Source organism: Plantibacter sp. lyk4-40-MEA-4, assembly GCF_030209415.1.
Classification (GTDB): domain Bacteria; phylum Actinomycetota; class Actinomycetes; order Actinomycetales; family Microbacteriaceae; genus Plantibacter; species Plantibacter flavus_A.
Map to the genome: position 1 here is coordinate 58,068 of NZ_JARVSA010000007.1, position 18,610 is coordinate 76,677.

Genomic DNA, 18,610 nt, shown 5'->3' on the forward strand with positions numbered 1-18,610 from the left:
CGCTAGTACTTCCTCTCCATCGGCTGGTACCGCGTGATGACCACGGGCTTCCAGTCGAGCCGGATGTGGTCGGCCGCGTCGGACGAGTGCGGGTCGCCGGACAGGTACGCCATCGTGTGCTTCATGTAGTTCTCGTCGTCGCGCTTCGGGTAGTCGTCGCGCATGTGACCGCCACGGCTCTCCTGACGGTTGCGAGCGGAGTAGACGACGACCTCGGCGAGGTCGAGCAGGAAGCCCAGCTCGATCGCCTCGAGGAGGTCGGTGTTGAAACGCTTGCCCTTGTCCTGGACGGCGATGTTCTGGTACCGCTCGCGCAGGTTGTGGATGGTGGCGGTGACGCCGGCGAGGGACTCGTCCGTCCGGAACACCTGGGCGTTGCGGTCCATCTCCTCCTGGAGCTCCTTGCGGATCGTGGAGATCCGCTCGGTGCCGTTGGAGTTCCGCATCTGCTCGACGAGGCCGGAGACGAAGCCGGCGGGGTTCTCGGGCAGGGGCGTGAAGTCGACGCTCTGGACGTACTCGACGGCGTTGTTGCCGGCGCGCTTGCCGAACACGTTGATGTCGAGGAGGGAGTTCGTGCCGAGTCGGTTCGAGCCGTGGACGGACACGCACGCGCACTCACCGGCCGCGTACAGGCCGGGGACGACGGTGTTGTTGTCGCTCAGGACCTCGGCCTTGACGTTCGTCGGGATGCCGCCCATGGCGTAGTGCGCCGTCGGCATGACCGGGACGGGCTCCGTCACCGGGTCGACGCCGAGGTAGGTGCGCGCGAACTCGGTGATGTCGGGCAGCTTGGTCTCGAGGACCTCGGCACCGAGGTGGGTGCAGTCGAGGTAGACGTAGTCCTTGTTCGGTCCGGCACCGCGGCCTTCCGCGACCTCCTGGACCATGCAGCGCGCGACGATGTCTCGCGGTGCGAGGTCCTTGATGGTCGGCGCGTACCGCTCCATGAAGCGTTCACCGCTCGCGTTCCGGAGGATCGCACCCTCGCCTCGGGCTCCCTCGGTGAGGAGGATGCCGAGACCGGCCAGGCCGGTGGGGTGGAACTGGAAGAACTCCATGTCCTCGAGCGGGAGTCCCTTGCGCCAGATGATCCCGACGCCGTCGCCCGTGAGGGTGTGCGCGTTCGAGGTCGTCTTGTAGATCTTGCCGAAGCCACCGGTGGCGAAGATGACCGCCTTCGCCTGGAAGACGTGGATCTCGCCCGTGGAGAGCTCGTACGCGACCACACCGGACGGCTTGTCGACGCCGTCGACGTTGGTCATGATCAGGTCGAGTGCGTAGTACTCGTTGAAGAAGTTGATGCCGAGGCGGACGCAGTTCTGGAACAGCGTCTGCAGGATCATGTGGCCGGTGCGGTCGGCCGCGTAGCAGGCGCGGCGGACCGGAGCCTTGCCGTGGTCGCGGGTGTGGCCGCCGAAGCGACGCTGGTCGATCTTGCCCTCTGGGGTGCGGTTGAACGGCAGACCCATGTTCTCGAGGTCGATGACCGCGTCGATGGCCTCCTTCGCGAGGATCTCCGCAGCATCCTGGTCGACGAGGTAGTCGCCGCCCTTGATGGTGTCGAAGGTGTGCCACTCCCAGCTGTCCTCCTCGACGTTCGCGAGCGCAGCGGCCATACCGCCCTGCGCCGCTCCCGTGTGGGACCGCGTCGGGTAGAGCTTGGAGATGACGGCCGTCTTCGCTCCGGGGCCGGCCTCGATCGCGGCGCGCATGCCGGCACCGCCGGCACCGACGATCACGATGTCGAACTGGTGGTAGTGGATGCCGTCGATGACGGTGGACTCGGTGGTTTCTGTAGTCACGGTTTCCGTTGCTCGGTCTCGGTTGCTCAGTTGGCGGGGCAGAACGACGCGAGCAGGTCTGCAGGTGCGCCGGCGGGGCACGGGTCGAAGGTGAAGACGACCAGGGTCCCGAGGATGATGAGGATGGTGACGGCGGCGAGGATCGCGACCTTGAGGACGCCGCGGATCGTGCGACCCGTGGCGTAGTCGTTGACGATGGTGCGCATGCCGTTGCCGCCGTGGATCAGCGCGAGCCACAACATGGCGACGTCCCACCACTGCCAGAAGGGGTTCGAGAGCTTGCCGCCGACGAAGGCGAAGTCGATGGCCTTGATGCCGTCACCCACCATGAGGTTGACGAACAGGTGGCCGAAGATGAGGACCAGCAGGATCACGCCGGAGACGCGCATGTAGATCCAGCCCCACTTCTCCCAGTTGACGCCCTTGCGGCGCGCGGGACGAGCGGGGGTGCGGGGAGCGGCGATCGTCGTCATCAGTGGCCCATCTCGCTGAACACGTTGATCAGGTGGCGCGGCGTGAAGCCCAGCATCGTCACGACCCAGAGACCGATGACGATCCAGAACATGGGCCGCTGGTACTTGGTGCCCTTCGACCAGAAGTCGATGAGGATGATGCGGATGCCGTTGTACGCGTGGTAGGCGATGGCGGCGACGAGCGCGACCTCACCGAGCCCCATGATGGGGTTCTTGTACGTGCCGATGACCGCGTTGTACGCCTCGGGGGAGACCCGCACCAGCGCGGTGTCGAGGACGTGCACGAGGAGGAAGAAGAAGATGGCGACGCCGGTGATCCGGTGGAGCACCCACGACCACATGCCCTCACGGCCCCGGTACAGGGTGCCGGCCGGGCGTTTGGATGTCGTGGATTCCAACGGTGACGTTCGCGTGAGACTCGCGGTCACGAGGTCCTCCCTGATAGTCGCTATCTGCGGCAGATCGTTCTGCCGTGCGGGGGTTGTTGCCTGCCGTGCGTCGAATCGGCGCGCTGGACCAAGTGTAGGCGGGGGATGCGCCGTCCCGCCGCTAAGGCTGGCCTAACTGTCTCGACGTCGAGAGAGGCCGGACATCTGCGCGACGACCGGGCGACACCGGGTGTTCACAACCAGTTCCGACGTTTGAACACCTTGTAGAGGATGACGCTCGTGGTGGCCATGAGCGCGAGCGCCATCGGGTAGCCGAACCACCACGACAACTCCGGCATGTGGGTGAAGTTCATGCCGTAGATCCCCGCGATGAGACTCGGGCCGAACAGGATGGCGGCCCAGGAGGAGATCTTCTTCACCTCGTCGCCCTGCTTGAGGCTCGCCTCGGTCATCTTCGCCATCTCCTCGTTCTGGCGTTGACCGACGAGGGTGCTGTTCACGGTCAGGATGTCGCGCAACAGCTCCCGGTAGGCGTCGATCCGCTGGTTGACGCTCGTGAGGTGGTCGGCGACGTCGCGGAGGCCGCGTTGCAGTTCGTCGGCGACGCCGTACTTCGCGCTGCCCTGTTCGAGCGACAGCATCACATCGCTGAGCGGATGCGTCGCCCGCTCGAAGGCGATGACCTCGCGGGAGAGCTGGTAGATCCGGCGGGAGACCTGGGACTCGCCGACGAAGACCTGCTCCTCGATCTCGTCGATGTCGTTCGAGAGCCCGGCGACCACCGGGCCGTAGCCGTCGACGACGGCGTCGATGATGGCGTACAGGATGGCCTGCGGACCGTAGGCGAGGAGTTCGTGCTCCTGCTCCATCCGCGCCCGCACGTGCGAGAGGTCGGGGGACTCGGCGTGCCGCAGCGTGATGACGAAGTTCGGGCCGACGAAGACGTGCAGTTCGCCGAACTCGACGGTCTCGGTCTCGTCGACGTAGTTGGCGGCCCGGAGGACGACGAACAGGACGTCGTCGTACCGCTCGATCTTCGGCCGCTGGTGCGCGGTGATGGCGTCCTCGACGGCGAGCGGGTGGAGACCGAACTCCGCCGCCAGGACGCCGAGCTCGCCCGCGTCGGGCCGGTAGAGCCCGATCCACGCGACGCCGTCCGGGGTCTCATGAAGTGCGCGGAAGGTGTCCTCGAGCGAGGTGAGCGTCGAGCTGCGGGATCCGTGGCGGTAGATGCAGGCGTTGACGATGCTGTTGCGGCCGTCGAGGTCCGCTGCGTCCGGCGGACCGACGGGGACCGGGGGAGCCTGTTTGCTGCCGAAGGACGGGATCGGGATCCCGAGGACGTTGCGTCCAGCCATGCTCGTACCGTTCTTTCTCATGCTCGATCTGGCGCTCATCGTAAACCCGTCAGATGACGCTTCCGTGCCGTCGTCCTCAGGGTGGAGCCTGGCGGTACGCTCGGGGGATGACCACGCCCCTCGAACGCTTCTACGCAGTGATCCCGGCCGGCGGCATCGGCAGTCGTCTGTGGCCGCTCTCGCGAGCCGACGCACCCAAGTTCCTGCACGACCTCACCGGCTCCGGCAGCACGCTGTTGCGCGCGACCTGGGACCGCCTCGCGCCGATCGCCGGTGACCAGCGCATCATGGTCGTCACCGGGCGTGCGCACCGCGCGGCCGTCGAACAGCAGCTGCCCGACCTCGCCGACGCCAACGTGGTCCTCGAGAGCGAGCCGCGCGACTCGACCGCCGCGATCGGGCTCGCCGCAGCGATCCTCGTCCGCCGCGAACCCGACGTCATCGTCGGCTCGTTCGCCGCCGACCACGTGATCCGCGGCGACCGGCTGTTCCGCGCCGCGGTCGCCCAGGCCGTCACGGCCGCCGAGGAGCGCTACATCGTCACGATCGGCATCCAGCCCACGGAGCCCGCCATCGGGTTCGGCTACATCAAGAGCGCCCGCGACCTCGGCATCCGCGGAGCCGAAGGGGTCATGCTGGTCGACTCCTTCGTCGAGAAGCCCGACCTCGCCACGGCCAAGCGGTACGTCTCGAGCGGCGAGCACCTCTGGAACGCCGGGATGTTCATCTCGCGGGCCGACGTCCTGCTCGAGGAGATCGGCCGACAGAAGCCCGAACTCCTGGCCGGCCTCCTCGAACTCGCCGAGGTCTGGGACGACGCGGCGGCCCGCGGACCGGTCGTCGACCGCGTCTGGCCGGCGCTCGAGAAGATCGCGATCGACTACTCCGTGGCGGAGCCCGCCGCGGCCGCCGGTCGCATGGCCGTCGTGCCGGCGCACTTCGACTGGGACGACGTGGGGGACTTCGCCTCGCTCGCCAAGCTCAACTCCGGTGGGCGCAAGTCCGACCTCGCCATCCTCGGCGAGAACGCGCGCGTGCTCTCGGACGCTTCCAGCGGCATCGTCGTCAGCCAGACCGGTCGGGTCATCAGCCTCATCGGCGTGCAGGACATCGTCGTCGTCGACACCCCGGACGCGCTGCTCGTCACCACGAGTGCCAACGCGCAGCGGGTGAAGAGCGTCGTCGACGCCCTCAAGCTGTCCGGTCGCGACGACGTCCTCTGATCGGCGACCGTCGGTGACCGCGCTGCGCGAGCTGCTCCTGCAGGCGGGCGCGCGTCTCCAGGCCGCAGGTGTCCGTGACGAGGCTCTGGCGGAGGTCTACACACCCCGCGGACTCCCGCTCGTGAAGCGGGCACCCGCGCTGCGGCCGATCGGCCGGGCGTGGCGCCTCGGGGTCGTCCTGCTCTCGGCCGACGGTCGCCTCTTCACCGCGGCCGAGTCCACTCGGGCGGTGGAGCCGAAGTGGTTCAACCACCGCTCCTCTGAGGTCGAGCACCGTCGGATCGCGCAGCAGGCGGCGCACCGCGGCCCGTTCGCCGAAGGCGACGTCGTCAACTTCGAGGTCGTCGAGCTCGCGCTGGACGAGGCGTCACTCCGGGAGGGTTCGGGTCCGTTGCGCCTCGTCGACGACGCGGTCATGCTCCGCTGGGCCGGGCACGACCTCGGGCTCACCCCGCTCGACGCCTACCTCGACGACCGCGTCTCACTCCTCATCGGCGAGTGACCCGTCCGTTCGCCCGAGAACGAGCGGACCGACGGGGCGATCAGACCGCGGGGCCGAACCACTCCGTGTAGAGCCGCCAGAAGTTGCGGTTGCCGTAGGCGCTGCAGGCGTCGCCCGTGCCCGAGACGTTCGCGAGGGCTGCGGGGTTCGGTTGGTACGGCGTGTAGAGGTAGAGGTTGGCCGTCGCCTGGTTGCGGATGTCGACCTGGGTGCCGCCGCAGGCAGCGTCGGGGCTGTACTGGATGTAGACCGATCCCAGGTGATACGCCCGCTGGTAGGACTCACCCGGCACGTTGAGCGGGTACAGCGTGTACTGCCGGAACTGCCATGCGGAACGGTAGACCTGGTTCTGGAACCCGAAGTAGTCCGCGTCGCAGCTCGCGCTGAAGTTCGGGCCGGTGTCGGGACAGCCCCAGCCCATGGCGCGCGCGTAGCCGTATTCGCTCGGCCCGGTGATGAGCGACTGCTCCTTCTGCATGAGGACGAGCAGCACCTTGGGGTTGATCCCACACGCGTGGGCGACCTTCGCGACGATCCTCGCCGCCGACTCGTTCACGGCGCCGCGGTAGGCCTCGCAGTGTCCGGGCTCGGCCGCCGGGACGGACTCGGTGCTGGCACGGAAGTCCGCCAGGCACGGCACGCCGTCTTTCGGGGTACAGGGCTGGGAGGCGAAGAACGCCTGGACGTCAGCCTCGCTCATGGCGTTCGCGTCGTAGAAGTTCGCGTCGCTGATGATCTCGCCCGGGTCGAAGTCCGTGCCGCGGACCGTGGGCGGCGCCGGCTGGGTGGGTTTGCCGGGAGCCGGCGTGGCCGGCTTCGTCGGCTTCGGGGTCGCCGTCGAGGGCGTGGTCGGCGAGGGACTCGGGGTGGGCGTCGGCGTCGTCTGCGTCCGGCTCAGCTGCAAGCTCGCAGCGGCCGCGGTCGCCGGCGTGGTCGGCAGTGCGCCGAGTGCGACGAGCGCACCGATACCGAGCGCGGCGAGCAGCGAGGCCGCGGCCGATCGGTGCGCACGGCGACGCCGCGCGGGCGAGGGGACCGACGGAGCACGCATGACGACCAGCCTAATCGGGACCGGTGACGTGCAGGGCTTGCGGCGGCCGACAACCGACGGATAGCCTGAAGGCACTGTGAAGAACTGAGCGAATCGACGTCCCGCGCCTGCGGCAGACCATCACGAACGTGATGTGCCCGGCGGGAATCCATCGAGGTACGCCAGACGCTTCCAGGTCCGCCCAGGAGTTCGAGCCCAGCGCTCGCTCCTGACGTGTCGGACGACGACCGTACGCGGCGTGCCCCATCTCGAAAGGGGCCTCCATGCGAGCACCCATGACCCACGCGACACCAGTCCACCGCCGCACCGCTTCGAGGTTCGGGCGATCCATCGACATCCAGCAGCTCCGCGCCGACGGCGTCACCCGCTCCTACGGCGACCGCGTCGTGTTGCGCGACGTCGACCTCGTCGTGTCGGCCGGAGACCGTCTCGGCCTGATCGGCGAGAACGGCGCGGGGAAGTCCACGCTGCTGCGCATCCTCGCCGGGATCGACGAGCCGGACGACGGCGAGGCCGTCCGCCCGGTGCGCACCGGCATCCTCATGCAGGAACTCGAACTCCCGCAGGACACGACGGTCGGCGAGCTGCTGGAGCAGGCGCTCGGCGAGGTCCGGGCCGTCGAGCGGGAGCTCGAGACGTCGGCGGCGTCACTCGGTGAGCGGGGTACCGCCGGTGACGGTTCCGCCGAGCAGCGGTACGCCGCCGCGCTCGATGCGGCGGAACGCGCGGACGTCTGGACGGCGGACGCCCGGTTGGACGCGGTCGTCGACGGCCTCGGTATCACCGGGATCGAACGGTCGCGACGACTCGGTGAGGTGAGCGGGGGACAGCGATCCCGCTTCGCCCTCGCCGCGCTCCTCGTCGCCAGACCGACCGCACTGCTGCTCGACGAGCCGACCAACCATCTGGACGACGAGGCGGTCGCCTTCCTCCGCGGCCACCTGTCGGAGTGGCCGGGCCCGGTGCTCTTCGCGAGCCACGACCGCGCCTTCCTGGACGAGGTGGCGACGGGGCTCGTTGACATCGATCCGTCCCGCCCGGTCCCCGTCGGCGAGGCATCACCCGTCGTGGAGTTCGGCGGGCCGTTCAGTGAGTACCTCGGCTGGAAGGCCGCAGAACTCGACCGGTGGTCGACGCGTTACGAGGAGGAGCAGGCCGAGCTGCGACGGCTCGCGTCCGCGGTGCACGACGTGGCCCCGCGGATCAACCACGATCGGGGCATCCGCGACAACAACCGGATGGCGTTCGGCATGCGAGGCGACCGCGTCGAGCAGCAGATCAGTCGGCGGGTGCGGAACGCGCAGCTCCGACTCGAGGTCCTCGAGCGCGAGCAGGTGCGGCGCCCGCCTCGCCGACTCTCGTTCGCAGGGATCCCGAGCGGCTCGACGGTCCTCGACGAGGGGGAGCAGCTGCTCGACCTCGCCGACGCCCGCGTCGACGGCCGGCTGCACCTCGAACGCCTGCAGCTGGCGCCCCGGTCGCGCGTGCTGGTCACTGGGGCGAACGGTTCGGGGAAGTCGACGCTCCTGTCGGTGCTCGCCGGTTCGCTGCGTCTCGATACGGGGACCCTCCTCCGGCGGAAGGGGCTCCGGGTGGGGCTCCTCGAGCAGGACGTCGCGTTCCCGGATGCGGATCGATCACCTCGGGAGGTCTACGACCGGACGCTCGGCGAGGCGCGTGCAGCGCGCACCCCGCTCGCAGGTCTCGGGCTCCTGGCGCTTCGCGATCTCGACCGTCCGATCGGTCGGCTCTCCGTCGGGCAGCAGCGCCGTCTGGCCTTGGCGCTCATCATCGCGAGGCCTCCGCATCTGTTCCTCCTGGACGAGCCGACGAACCACCTGTCGCTCGCGCTCGCGACGGAGCTCGAGGACGCGCTGGGCGATTACCCGGGTGCGGTCGTCATCGCGAGCCACGACCGGTGGCTCCGTCGGCGCTGGACCGGCGACCGGCTCCGACTCGGGTGATGACGCCGGGTGGGGGAGCGGTGGGCCGTCCGACCTCGACTCCTCCGCCCGTCGCCGTCAAGCCCGTGCGCGCACGCCCCGACGCCGGGAGGATACGGGCATGAGTCTTTCGATCGGAGCCCCGGTGTGGGGCGTGCAGGACATCGCGCGCGGTGTCGCCTTCTGGACCCGGGCGCTCGACTACGTCCCTCGAGACGAACCGCAGGACGACTGGGCCTCGCTCGTCCCCCGCGACGGCGACGGCGTGCAGCTGTCCCTCATGCTCGTCTCCTCGCGCGCGGAGGACCGTCGGCGGCACCACCTCGACCTCTTCGCCGACGACCGCGAGGCCGAGGTCGAGCGGTTGCTCGGCTTGGGCGCCGGTCCCGTGGATTGGGAGTACGAGGAGGACGCCGACTACGTGGTCCTCTCGGATCCCGACGGCAACCTGTTCTGCGTCGTGCAGCGCTGATCCGGCCGCGGCACGCGAACACCCGATGCGCAAGACGCATCCGACGCCCGGGTCCGTCCTGCTCACGTGCGCAGGAGCGCGGTCCGGTGATGCGCGTCTGCGCATCGCCGTGTTTCCGGCGGATGACGCCGGTGCCACCGTTCTGTAACGCTTCGGTCGCGAAGCCGGGATCGTCCGTCCGGCAGTCGTCGCATTGGGTAACGTAACCCCATACGCCCCGTGACCCGCGGGGCTGCATCTTGGAGGCTACCTTGGCAATCTCAACTCGGAAGGCCGCTGCGGGCGCAATCGCCGGCGTCGGTCTCATGGCACTGCTCGCCGGCTGCGCATCGGCTCCCAGCACCGGCGACGGCGACTCGACCGGTGCCGCATCCGACTTCCTCCCGTGCATGGTCTCCGACGCCGGTGGCTTCACCGACAAGTCGTTCAACCAGCTCGGCTACGAGGGTCTGACCGAGGCGGCGAAGGAGCTCGGCGTCGAGCCCATCACCGTCCAGTCCGACAAGGCCGACGACTACAAGCCGAACCTGCAGAGCCTGGCCGACCAGGGCTGCTCGCTCATCGTCAGCGTCGGCTTCGCCCTCTCCGCCGACACCGTCACGGCCGCACTCGCGAACCCCGACATCGACTACGCGATCATCGACGACGCCGCCGACAACGACTTCGACGGCAAGGTCGACGCCCCGAACATCAAGCCGATCCTGTTCGACACCGTCCAGGCCGCCTTCCTCGCCGGCTACGCAGCGGCCGACTACTCGAAGACCGGCGTCGTCGGCACCTTCGGCGGCCAGCCCTTCCCGTCCGTCCAGATCTTCATGGACGGCTTCGCCGAGGGCGTCGCGTACTACAACGAGCAGAAGGGCAAGAGCGTCCAGGTCGTCGGTTGGGACGTCGCAGCTCAGACCGGTTCGTTCACCGGTGGCTTCGAGGCCAACGACACCGCGAAGCAGCTCGCCCGCACGCTCATCGACCAGAACGCCGATGTGCTCATGCCCGTCGGTGGCCCGATCTTCCTGAGCGCGATCGCCGAGATCCAGGAGACCGGTAAGGACATCGCGATGGTCGGTGTCGACGCCGACCTGTTCGTCACGAACGCGGACACCGGCAACCTCTTCCTCACCTCCGTCCTGAAGGACATGAAGGCCGGCGTCGGCGACGTCGTGACCGAGGCGGGTGGCGGCAAGTTCGACGCCGCCGCGTACATCGGCACCCTCGAGAACGAGGGCGTCGGCATCGCGCCGTTCCACGACTTCGAGTCCAAGGTCTCGCCGACCCTGGCCGACGAACTCGACACGATCAAGCAGGGGATCATCGACGGTTCCATCAAGGCGACCTCGGTCTCCTCGCCCGTCAAGTAGTCCCTCTTCACCCGGGCCATCGCCCGGGACTCCGGGGGGAGGTCGCGATCCGCGACCTCCCCTCGCTTTGTCCGCGGCACGGTCGGACGGCGATCCCGACCGCCTGTGCCGACATCCGACACGTGACTAGATTGGGACCCATGAAGCTCGAGCTCCGCGGCATCACCAAACGGTTCGGCGCACTCACCGCCAACGACCACATCGACCTCACCGTCGAACCGGGGGAGATCCACTGTCTCCTCGGCGAGAACGGTGCCGGCAAGTCCACCCTCATGAACGTCCTGTACGGCCTGTATCAGGCCGACGAGGGCGAGATCCTCCTGGACGACGTCGTCCAGCACTTCCAGGGCCCTGGCGACGCCATGGGCGCAGGCATCGGCATGGTGCACCAGCACTTCATGCTCATCCCCGTCTTCACCGTCGCCGAGAACGTCATGCTCGGCCACGAGCAGACCAAGGGCGGTGGCCGCCTCGACGTCGCCGCGGCCCGCAAGCTCGTCATCGACATCTCCGAGCGGTTCGGCTTCAGCCTCGATCCGGACGCCATCGTCGGCGACCTCCCGGTCGGGGTGCAGCAGCGCGTCGAGATCGTCAAGGCGCTGTCCCGCAACGCCAACGTCCTCGTCTTCGACGAGCCCACCGCCGTGCTCACGCCGCAGGAGACGGACGAGCTCATGGCGATCATGAAGCAGCTCAAGGAGGAGGGGACGTCCATCGTCTTCATCACCCACAAGCTGCGCGAGGTCCGCGAAGTCGCCGACCGCATCACCGTCATCCGCCTCGGCAAGGTCGTCGGCGAGGCCTCGCCCACCGCGACGAACGCCGAGCTGGCGTCCCTCATGGTCGGGCGTCCCGTCGAGCTCACGGTCCACAAGGAGGCGCCGAACCTCGGCGACACCACCTTCATCGTGCAGGACCTGTCCGTCGTCGACCACCTCGGCCAGCTCGTCGTCAACGGCGTCAGCTTCGAGGTGCGCGAGGGCGAGGTGCTCGCCATCGCCGGCGTGCAGGGCAACGGACAGACCGAGCTCACCGAGGCGATCCTCGGGCTGCAGCCGCACACCAAGGGCAGCATCAAGCTCGACGGCGTCGAACTCGTCGGGTCCACCCCACGGAAGGTGCTCGACGCCGGCGTCGGGTTCGTGCCCGAGGACCGGTCCGAGGACGGGCTCGTCAAACAGTTCACGATCGCCGAGAACCTCATGCTGGACCGATCGACCGGTGCGCCCTTCGTGAAGGGCGGCAACGTCCAGCGGGGGTTCCGCGACGAGTTCGCCCGCGAGAAGTCGCAGGAGTTCGACGTCCGGTCGCAGGGCATCGAATCGCCGGCAGGCTCCCTGTCCGGCGGCAACCAGCAGAAGGTCGTCCTCGCCCGTGAGCTCAGCCGTGAGCTGCGGCTGTTCGTCGCCGCACAGCCGACCCGCGGCATCGACGTCGGCTCGATCGAGTTCGTGCACAAGCGCATCGTCGCCACGCGCGACGCAGGCATCCCCGTCATCGTCGTGTCGACCGAGCTCGACGAGGTCGTCGCGCTCGCCGACCGCATCGCCGTCATGTACCGCGGCGGCATCGTCGGGATCGTCCCGGCATCGACCCCCAGAGAGGTCCTCGGCCTCATGATGGCCGGCGAACTCCCGGCAGGAGCAGCAGCATGAGCGAGACGTCCCACACCCCGCCCGGAACGGTCCAGCCGGTGGCACCGGGTGAGGCGAAGCCCGACACGACCCAGCCGCGCTCGAACAAGGTGCTCGCCGAGATCCTCAACTCGAGCATCGTCATCTCGATCCTCGCCGTCATCCTGGCGATGGTCGTCGGTGCGATCCTCATCGCGCTGACCGATCCGAAGGTCCACACCGCCGCCGGGTACTTCTTCGCGCGCCCGGGCGACACCATCGCGGCGGTCTGGCAGTCGGCGACCGGTGCGTACGGCGCGCTCTTCCAAGGGTCGATCTACAACTTCAAGCGCCCGGACTTCCTGAACGGCATCCGCCCGCTGACGGAGACGCTGACCTTCGCGACCCCGCTGATCCTCGCCGGACTCGGTGTCGGCCTGGCGTTCCGGGTCGGCATGTTCAACATCGGTGGGCGTGGTCAGATGCTCATCGCCGCCGCCTGCGCCGGATGGGTCGGCTTCACGCTCGACCTCCCGCCCGTGGTGCACCTGCTCGTCGCGATCGCCGCCGGCATCATCGGTGGCGCGTTCTGGGGCGGCATCGTCGGTGTCCTGAAGGCCCGCACCGGTGCGCACGAGGTGATCATCACGATCATGCTCAACTACGTCGCGTTCTACCTCATCACCTTCATGCTCTCCACGCAGGGGCTGTTGCAGGCTCCCGGCTCGAACGTGCCGAAGAGCGCTGCGATGGCACCGAACGCGGTGTTGCCGAAGCTCCTCGGTGACCGCTACAACCTGCACGCCGGCTTCCTCATCGCGATCCTCGCGGTCGTGTTCGTGTGGTGGTTGTTCAGCCGGTCGTCGATCGGGTTCCGCTTCCGAGCGGTCGGTGAGAACCCGAACGCCGCGCGCGTCGCGGGTATCGACGTGAAGAACACCTACGTGTACGCCATGCTGCTCTCCGGCGGACTGATCGGTCTCGCCGGCGTCTCGCAGGTGCTCGGAACGGTGACCTCCGGGTTCGACAACGGCATCGACGCCGGCATCGGCTTCGACGCCATCACCGTCGCGCTGCTCGGACGCAGTCGGCCGGGCGGCATCCTCATCGCCGGCATCCTGTTCGGTGCACTCAAGGCCGGCGGGTACTCCATGCAGGCCACCCAGGGCGTGAACGTGCCGATCGACATCGTGCTCGTCCTCCAGGCGCTCATCGTGCTGTTCATCGCGGCTCCGCCGCTCGTGCGGGCGATCTTCTTCCTGCCGAAGCCCGACGGTTCGACGCGCCGAACGCGTCGCTCCGCCAAGAAGGAGGTGTCCGCATGAGTGGATTCACGCTCGACAAGCAGACGCCGCAGCCGGCTCCCGACGCCCCGATCGTCCTCGAGACGGTCGTCGTCCGCAGCTGGAAGGCTCCGATCGCGTTCGGGATCTTCACCGTCATCGCGTTCCTGTTGTTCGTCATCTGGCACCGCGACGGCAACAGCACGTTCCGGCTCTCCAGTGACGGCGACGTCATCCAACTGCCGACGGTCGTGCTCCCGTCCACGGTCACCGGCATCGTCGTCACGATCCTCCTGGCCGCCATCGCGGCGCTGAGCGCGTACCTCGTCACGACGGGCAAGAAGATCCCGCTCTGGCTCATCACCGTGTTCGGGGTGCTGTTCATGGTCGGGTTCCTGTCGTGGGCCGCCGCGGGCAAGGCGATCCCGATCACCGGGCTCCTGCTCGGCACGGTCGCGCTGAGCGTCCCGCTCATCTTCGGCGCGCTCGGCGGCGTCATCTCCGAGCGGGTCGGCGTCGTGAACATCGCGATCGAGGGACAGCTGCTCGCCGGCGCGTTCTCGTCCGCCTTCGTCGCCTCGGTGACGGGGAACGCCTTCCTCGGGCTCGTCGCGGCGATGATCGCCGGGACGCTCGTGAGCTTCCTGCTCGCGGCGTTCTCGATCAAGTACCTCGTCGACCAGGTCATCGTCGGTGTCGTGCTCAACGTCCTCGTCGTCGGCTTGACGAGCTTCCTGTACTCGCAGGTGCTCACGAAGAACGAGGCGCTCTTCAACAGCCCGCCGAAGTTCCCCCGGATCAACATCCCGATCCTCAGCGAGATCCCGCTCATCGGACCCGTGCTGTTCCGCCAGACGATCATCATCTACCTGATGTACATCGCCGTGGCCGTGGTGTTCTTCTGCCTGTTCTACACGCGCTGGGGCCTCCGCCTGCGCGCCGTGGGGGAGCACCCGCAGGCGGCCGACACCGTGGGCATCAACGTGAACCGGACGCGCTTCTGGAACGTCGCGCTCGCGGGCGCGATCGTCGGCCTCGGTGGGGCCTACTTCACCCTGGGCTCGGTCGGTGCGTTCAACAAGGAGATGACGGCGGGTGCCGGCTACATCGCACTCGCGGCGGTCATCTTCGGACGCTGGGACCCGCTCAAGGCGACCCTCGCCGCGCTGCTGTTCGGCTTCACGCAGAACCTCCAGTTCGCGCTGAGCGCCATCGGCTCCCCGGTGCCGAGCGCGTTCATGCTCATGCTGCCGTACGTCGTGACGATCTTCGCGGTCGCCGGACTCGTCGGCATCTCCCGCGGACCGGCGGCCGCCGGCAAGCCCTACGTGAAGGGCTGACCGTGAGCGACACGACGACCACGCCACCCGTCGACTGGGAGGCGCTGCACACCGCGGCCCGGGAGGCGATGGGTCACGCCTACGTGCCCTACAGCCGTTTCCCGGTCGGCGCGGCTGCCCTCGTGGACGACGGCCGGATCATCTCCGGCTGCAACGTCGAGAACGCCAGCTACGGTCTGACGCTGTGCGCCGAGTGCGCGCTCGTCTCCGCGCTCCACATGTCGGGCGGAGGACGCCTCGTGGCGTTCGCCTGCGTCGACGGCAAGGGCGAACGCCTCATGCCGTGCGGCCGTTGCCGACAGCTGCTGTACGAACACTCGACGGCGGGCATGCTGCTCGACACCGTCTCCGGCATCCGCACCATCGACGAGGTCCTGCCGGACGCTTTCGGACCACGTCAACTCGAGGAGTACCACGCATGAGTTCCGTAGAAGCATTCGACGTCGTCGACCTCATCCGCACGAAGCGCGACCGCGGTGAGCTGTCGACGCCGGAGATCGACTGGCTGATCGACGCCTTCACCCGGGGCTACGTCGCCGACGAGCAGATGTCGGCGCTGGCGATGGCGATCCTGCTGAACGGCATGGAGCGGCGCGAGATCCGCGACCTCACGATGGCGATGATCGCGAGCGGTGAGCGGATGAGCTTCGCGTCGCTCGACAAGCCGACCTCGGACAAGCACTCGACCGGCGGCGTGGGCGACAAGATCACCCTGCCGCTCGCCCCGCTCGTCGCCGTGTTCGGCGTCGCGGTGCCGCAGCTGTCGGGCCGCGGGCTCGGGCACACGGGTGGGACGCTCGACAAGCTCGAGAGCATCCCGGGATGGCGCGCGGCGCTGACGAACGACGAGATGATGGCGCAGCTGGCGGACGTCGGCGCGGTCATCTGCGCCGCCGGTTCCGGTCTCGCCCCGGCGGACAAGCGCCTGTACGCCCTGCGCGACACGACGGGCACGGTCGAGGCGATCCCGCTCATCGCGTCGAGCATCATGTCGAAGAAGATCGCCGAAGGCACCGGGGCGCTCGTCCTCGACGTCAAGTTCGGCTCCGGCGCCTTCATGCAGGACTACGAGCGCGCCGAGGAACTGGCGCGCACGATGGTCGCGCTCGGGACGGACGCCGGTGTGGCGACGACCGCGCTGTTGACGGACATGAACGTCCCGCTCGGCCTCGCGATCGGCAACGCGAACGAGGTGCGCGAGTCCGTCGAGGTCCTGGCGGGTGGTGGTCCGGCGGACGTCGTCGAGCTGACGCTCGCCCTCGCGCGGGAGATGCTGACCCTCGCCGGGCAGCCGGACGCGGACGTCGAGGGCGCCCTCGCGGACGGTCGGGCCATGGACGTCTGGAAGCGCATGATCCGCGCACAGGACGGCGACCCGGACGCACCGCTGCCGGTCGCCAAGGAGACGCACGTCGTCACGGCGTCGCGCGACGGCGTGCTGGCGACGCAGGAGGCACTGCCGTTCGGCATCGCGGCCTGGCGCCTCGGTGCCGGTCGGGCCAGGCAGCAGGACCCGGTCATCCACGCGGCGGGCATCGACCTGCACGCGAAGCCGGGTGACGAGGTCCGGGCCGGACAGCCGCTCTTCACGCTGAGCGCCGACGACGCCGCCCGCTTCCCGCGGGCGCTCGAGGCTCTCGAGGGTGCCTACACGATCGAGGACACCGCGCCACCGCGCGGCCCCATCGTCCGGGCCCGCATCGAGGCCTGACAGCCGCAGACGCTCAGTCCGTCGCCCGGTCCTCGAGGCGACGGACTGAGCCATGTCGCAGGATGCGCGTGAGCGGTACAGTGAACCCCGTGACCTCTGCAGACGAATCCCCCCTCTCCGGCGTCGACCTCCGCGCGCTCCCGAAGATCTCGCTCCACGACCACCTCGACGGTGGTGTGCGGCCGGCCACGATCATCGAGCTGGCCGAGGCAATCGGTGTCGACGTCCCCGTGTCGGACCCCGACGGCCTGGCCGACTGGTTCTACACGCAGTGCAACGCCGGCTCGCTCGTCGAGTACCTCAAGACCTTCGACCTCAGCACCGCGGTCATGCAGACGGAGGAGGGGCTCGTCCGCATCGCGCGCGAGTTCGTCCAGGACCTCGCTGCGGACGGCGTCATCTACGGCGAGGTGCGCTGGGCTCCCGAGCAGCACCTCACCCGCGGCCTCAGCCTCGACGCGGTCGTCGAGGCCGTCCAGGAGGGTATCGAGCTCGGTGTCAAGGACGCGGCCCACTCCGGCTCCGACATCCAGATCGGCCAGCTCGTCACGGCCATGCGGCACGCCGACCGCGCGCTCGAGATCGCGGAGCTCGCCGTGCGCCATCGCGAGCGCGGCGTGGTCGGGTTCGACATCGCCGGCGCCGAGGCGGGTTTCCCCGCCAGCAAGCACCGCCTGGCGTTCGACTACCTGGCGGCCGAGCTGTTCCCCGTGACCGTCCACGCGGGGGAGGCCGACGGCATCGAGTCGATCCGGAGCGCCCTGCTCGACGGCCGTGCGTTGCGACTCGGCCACGGTGTCCGCATCGCCGAGGACATCTTCATCGAGCGCGACGACGCCGAGTCCCTCTACGCCACGCTCGGTCCCGTCGCGGAGTGGGTCCGCGACCGCAAGATCCCCTTGGAGCTCAGCCCGCAGTCGAACCTGCAGACCGGAGCCATCGCGGCCTGGGGCGAGGAGCTCGAGGACCACCCGTTCGACCTGCTCTACCAGCTCGACTTCGCCGTCACGGTCAACGTCGACAACCGCACCATGAGCGACACGAGCCTGACGAAGGAGCTCGCGCTCCTCTCCGAGGCGTTCGACTACGACCTGACCGACCTGGAGACCTTCCAGCTGAACGCCGCCGCCGCGACGTTCCAGCCGTTGGAGATCCGCGAGGCCTTGGCGGACCGCATCTCGGAGGCGTTCGACGAGTTCCTCGACGACGACGAGGACTGACGATGTCGGCAGGTGCTGTTCCGGCGACCGCCTGGGCGGCACCTGCGCGGCAGGCTTCCAGCCTCGGAGCGTTACGATGGTTCCGATCCACTCGGGTCGACCGATCCTCTGATTGAAGCGATGCCACTCCCAGAACTGTCCGAAGCCAGCGTCGCGCTCCACGTCGATGCCGACGACTGGCGCGAGGCGATCCGCGTAGCCGGAGCGCTGCTGTCCGACACCCGCGCGACCGACGTCGCGTACACGCAACGGATGATCGACGTCGTCGAGGAGTTCGGCGCGTACGTCGTGATCGCGCCGGGCCTGGCGCTCGCGCACGCCCGACCGGGTGCCGACGTCCACGAGGACGCCCTCGTCGTCGCGACCCTCGCTGCTCCGGTGCGGTTCGGCCACCCCCACAACGACCCCGTCTCGGTGGTCCTCGGCCTCGCGGTCACTACCGCTGAGTCACACGTGGGTTGGGTGGCGGAGATCGCCAACGTCTTCAACGACGAGACCGCCATCCCGCGGCTCGCTGCGGCCACGACGCTCGACGAGGTGCGAGCCGTGTTCGGTGCGTCGCCGCTGTCCGGCGGAGGCCAGGCATGAAGATCGTCGCCGTCTGCGGTTCGGGAGTCGGCTCCTCGGCCATCCTCAAGCTCAACGCCGAACGCGCGCTCGAACGCCTCGACCTCGAGGCCGACGTCGTCGCCGGCGACATCGAGAGCCTCGGCACCACCGCGGCCGACGCCCAGGTGATCCTGACCTCGCCGGAGCTCGTCGAGCGCATCGGCAAGACCTTCGCCGACGTCGTCGTCATCGACAACTACTTCGACCTCGCCGAACTCACCGAGAAGCTCGAACGCGCCATCGGCTGAGTGGTGTGCGCT

The 18,610-nt window shown here is 68.7% G+C and carries 18 protein-coding genes; 13 read left to right on the forward strand and 5 right to left on the reverse strand.

The genetic code is table 11. The features are described from left to right. Positions 1 to 2: 2 nt before the first annotated feature. The 4 genes from sdhA to corA form a co-directional block, all read right to left on the reverse strand. On the reverse strand, positions 3 to 1,805 hold the full coding sequence (gene sdhA / locus QRN44_RS13610; RefSeq protein ID WP_071262531.1) for a succinate dehydrogenase flavoprotein subunit: 1,803 nt from the start codon (positions 1,803 to 1,805) through the stop codon (positions 3 to 5). A 26-nt stretch (positions 1,806 to 1,831) separates the two neighbouring features. Continuing rightward, the gene (locus QRN44_RS13615) at positions 1,832 to 2,278 is read right to left on the reverse strand and encodes a succinate dehydrogenase hydrophobic membrane anchor subunit (protein ID WP_064294824.1); all 447 of its coding nucleotides are present in this window, start codon (positions 2,276 to 2,278) and stop codon (positions 1,832 to 1,834) included. Then, positions 2,278 to 2,706 (reverse strand): succinate dehydrogenase, cytochrome b556 subunit, encoded by a 429-nt coding sequence (gene sdhC, locus QRN44_RS13620; protein ID WP_255376691.1) that lies wholly within the window; start codon positions 2,704 to 2,706, stop codon positions 2,278 to 2,280. The genes QRN44_RS13615 and sdhC overlap by 1 nt, the downstream gene beginning before the upstream one ends. Before the next feature lie 194 nt (positions 2,707 to 2,900). Further along, positions 2,901 to 4,025 (reverse strand): magnesium/cobalt transporter CorA, encoded by a 1,125-nt coding sequence (corA, locus tag QRN44_RS13625; RefSeq protein ID WP_071262530.1) that lies wholly within the window; start codon positions 4,023 to 4,025, stop codon positions 2,901 to 2,903. A gap of 107 nt (positions 4,026 to 4,132) precedes the next feature. Between corA and QRN44_RS13630 the strand changes: the two genes are divergently transcribed. Then, positions 4,133 to 5,248: a mannose-1-phosphate guanylyltransferase gene (locus tag QRN44_RS13630; protein ID WP_064294827.1), complete on the forward strand. Its 1,116-nt coding sequence runs from the start codon at positions 4,133 to 4,135 to the stop codon at positions 5,246 to 5,248. Between the two features lie 13 nt (positions 5,249 to 5,261). Beyond that, positions 5,262 to 5,750 carry a hypothetical protein gene (locus tag QRN44_RS13635; RefSeq protein ID WP_079002879.1) on the forward strand — a complete coding sequence of 163 codons (489 nt, stop codon included), beginning with the start codon at positions 5,262 to 5,264 and terminating at the stop codon, positions 5,748 to 5,750. 40 nt (positions 5,751 to 5,790) lie between these two features. On the opposite strand, the gene QRN44_RS13640 is transcribed toward QRN44_RS13635, so the two are convergent. Continuing rightward, a complete protein-coding gene (locus QRN44_RS13640; protein WP_285039392.1) occupies positions 5,791 to 6,801 on the reverse strand; it encodes a LasA N-terminal domain-containing protein in 1,011 nt (336 codons plus the stop codon). Positions 6,802 to 7,064: 263 nt separating this feature from the next. Between QRN44_RS13640 and QRN44_RS13645 the strand changes: the two genes are divergently transcribed. From QRN44_RS13645 to QRN44_RS13695, 11 genes are all read left to right on the forward strand, one after another. After that, positions 7,065 to 8,765: an ABC-F family ATP-binding cassette domain-containing protein gene (locus tag QRN44_RS13645; RefSeq protein WP_285039393.1), complete on the forward strand. Its 1,701-nt coding sequence runs from the start codon at positions 7,065 to 7,067 to the stop codon at positions 8,763 to 8,765. Positions 8,766 to 8,865: 100 nt separating this feature from the next. Beyond that, positions 8,866 to 9,216 carry a VOC family protein gene (locus tag QRN44_RS13650; RefSeq protein WP_175118194.1) on the forward strand — a complete coding sequence of 117 codons (351 nt, stop codon included), beginning with the start codon at positions 8,866 to 8,868 and terminating at the stop codon, positions 9,214 to 9,216. Between the two features lie 251 nt (positions 9,217 to 9,467). Then, entirely contained in the window at positions 9,468 to 10,574 is a 1,107-nt protein-coding gene (locus QRN44_RS13655) for a BMP family lipoprotein (protein WP_064294831.1), read from the forward strand. A 140-nt stretch (positions 10,575 to 10,714) separates the two neighbouring features. Continuing rightward, positions 10,715 to 12,229, forward strand: a complete 1,515-nt coding sequence (locus QRN44_RS13660) for an ABC transporter ATP-binding protein (RefSeq protein ID WP_285039394.1) — start codon at positions 10,715 to 10,717, stop codon at positions 12,227 to 12,229. Further along, the gene (locus tag QRN44_RS13665; protein WP_285039395.1) at positions 12,226 to 13,512 is read left to right on the forward strand and encodes an ABC transporter permease; all 1,287 of its coding nucleotides are present in this window, start codon (positions 12,226 to 12,228) and stop codon (positions 13,510 to 13,512) included. Before QRN44_RS13660 ends, QRN44_RS13665 begins: the two co-directional genes overlap by 4 nt. Further along, positions 13,509 to 14,810 (forward strand): ABC transporter permease, encoded by a 1,302-nt coding sequence (locus QRN44_RS13670; protein WP_064294833.1) that lies wholly within the window; start codon positions 13,509 to 13,511, stop codon positions 14,808 to 14,810. Before QRN44_RS13665 ends, QRN44_RS13670 begins: the two co-directional genes overlap by 4 nt. Before the next feature lie 2 nt (positions 14,811 to 14,812). Continuing rightward, complete coding sequence (locus QRN44_RS13675; protein ID WP_064294834.1) at positions 14,813 to 15,232, forward strand: cytidine deaminase; 420 nt, start codon at positions 14,813 to 14,815, stop codon at positions 15,230 to 15,232. Next, positions 15,229 to 16,521: a thymidine phosphorylase gene (locus QRN44_RS13680; RefSeq protein ID WP_121291929.1), complete on the forward strand. Its 1,293-nt coding sequence runs from the start codon at positions 15,229 to 15,231 to the stop codon at positions 16,519 to 16,521. The genes QRN44_RS13675 and QRN44_RS13680 overlap by 4 nt, the downstream gene beginning before the upstream one ends. A 62-nt stretch (positions 16,522 to 16,583) precedes the next feature. After that, complete coding sequence (locus tag QRN44_RS13685) at positions 16,584 to 17,741, forward strand: adenosine deaminase (RefSeq protein ID WP_064294836.1); 1,158 nt, start codon at positions 16,584 to 16,586, stop codon at positions 17,739 to 17,741. A 120-nt stretch (positions 17,742 to 17,861) separates the two neighbouring features. Next, complete coding sequence (locus tag QRN44_RS13690; RefSeq protein ID WP_064294837.1) at positions 17,862 to 18,329, forward strand: PTS sugar transporter subunit IIA; 468 nt, start codon at positions 17,862 to 17,864, stop codon at positions 18,327 to 18,329. Beyond that, positions 18,326 to 18,598: a PTS sugar transporter subunit IIB gene (locus QRN44_RS13695; RefSeq protein ID WP_285039396.1), complete on the forward strand. Its 273-nt coding sequence runs from the start codon at positions 18,326 to 18,328 to the stop codon at positions 18,596 to 18,598. Before QRN44_RS13690 ends, QRN44_RS13695 begins: the two co-directional genes overlap by 4 nt. Positions 18,599 to 18,610: the final 12 nt, after the last annotated feature.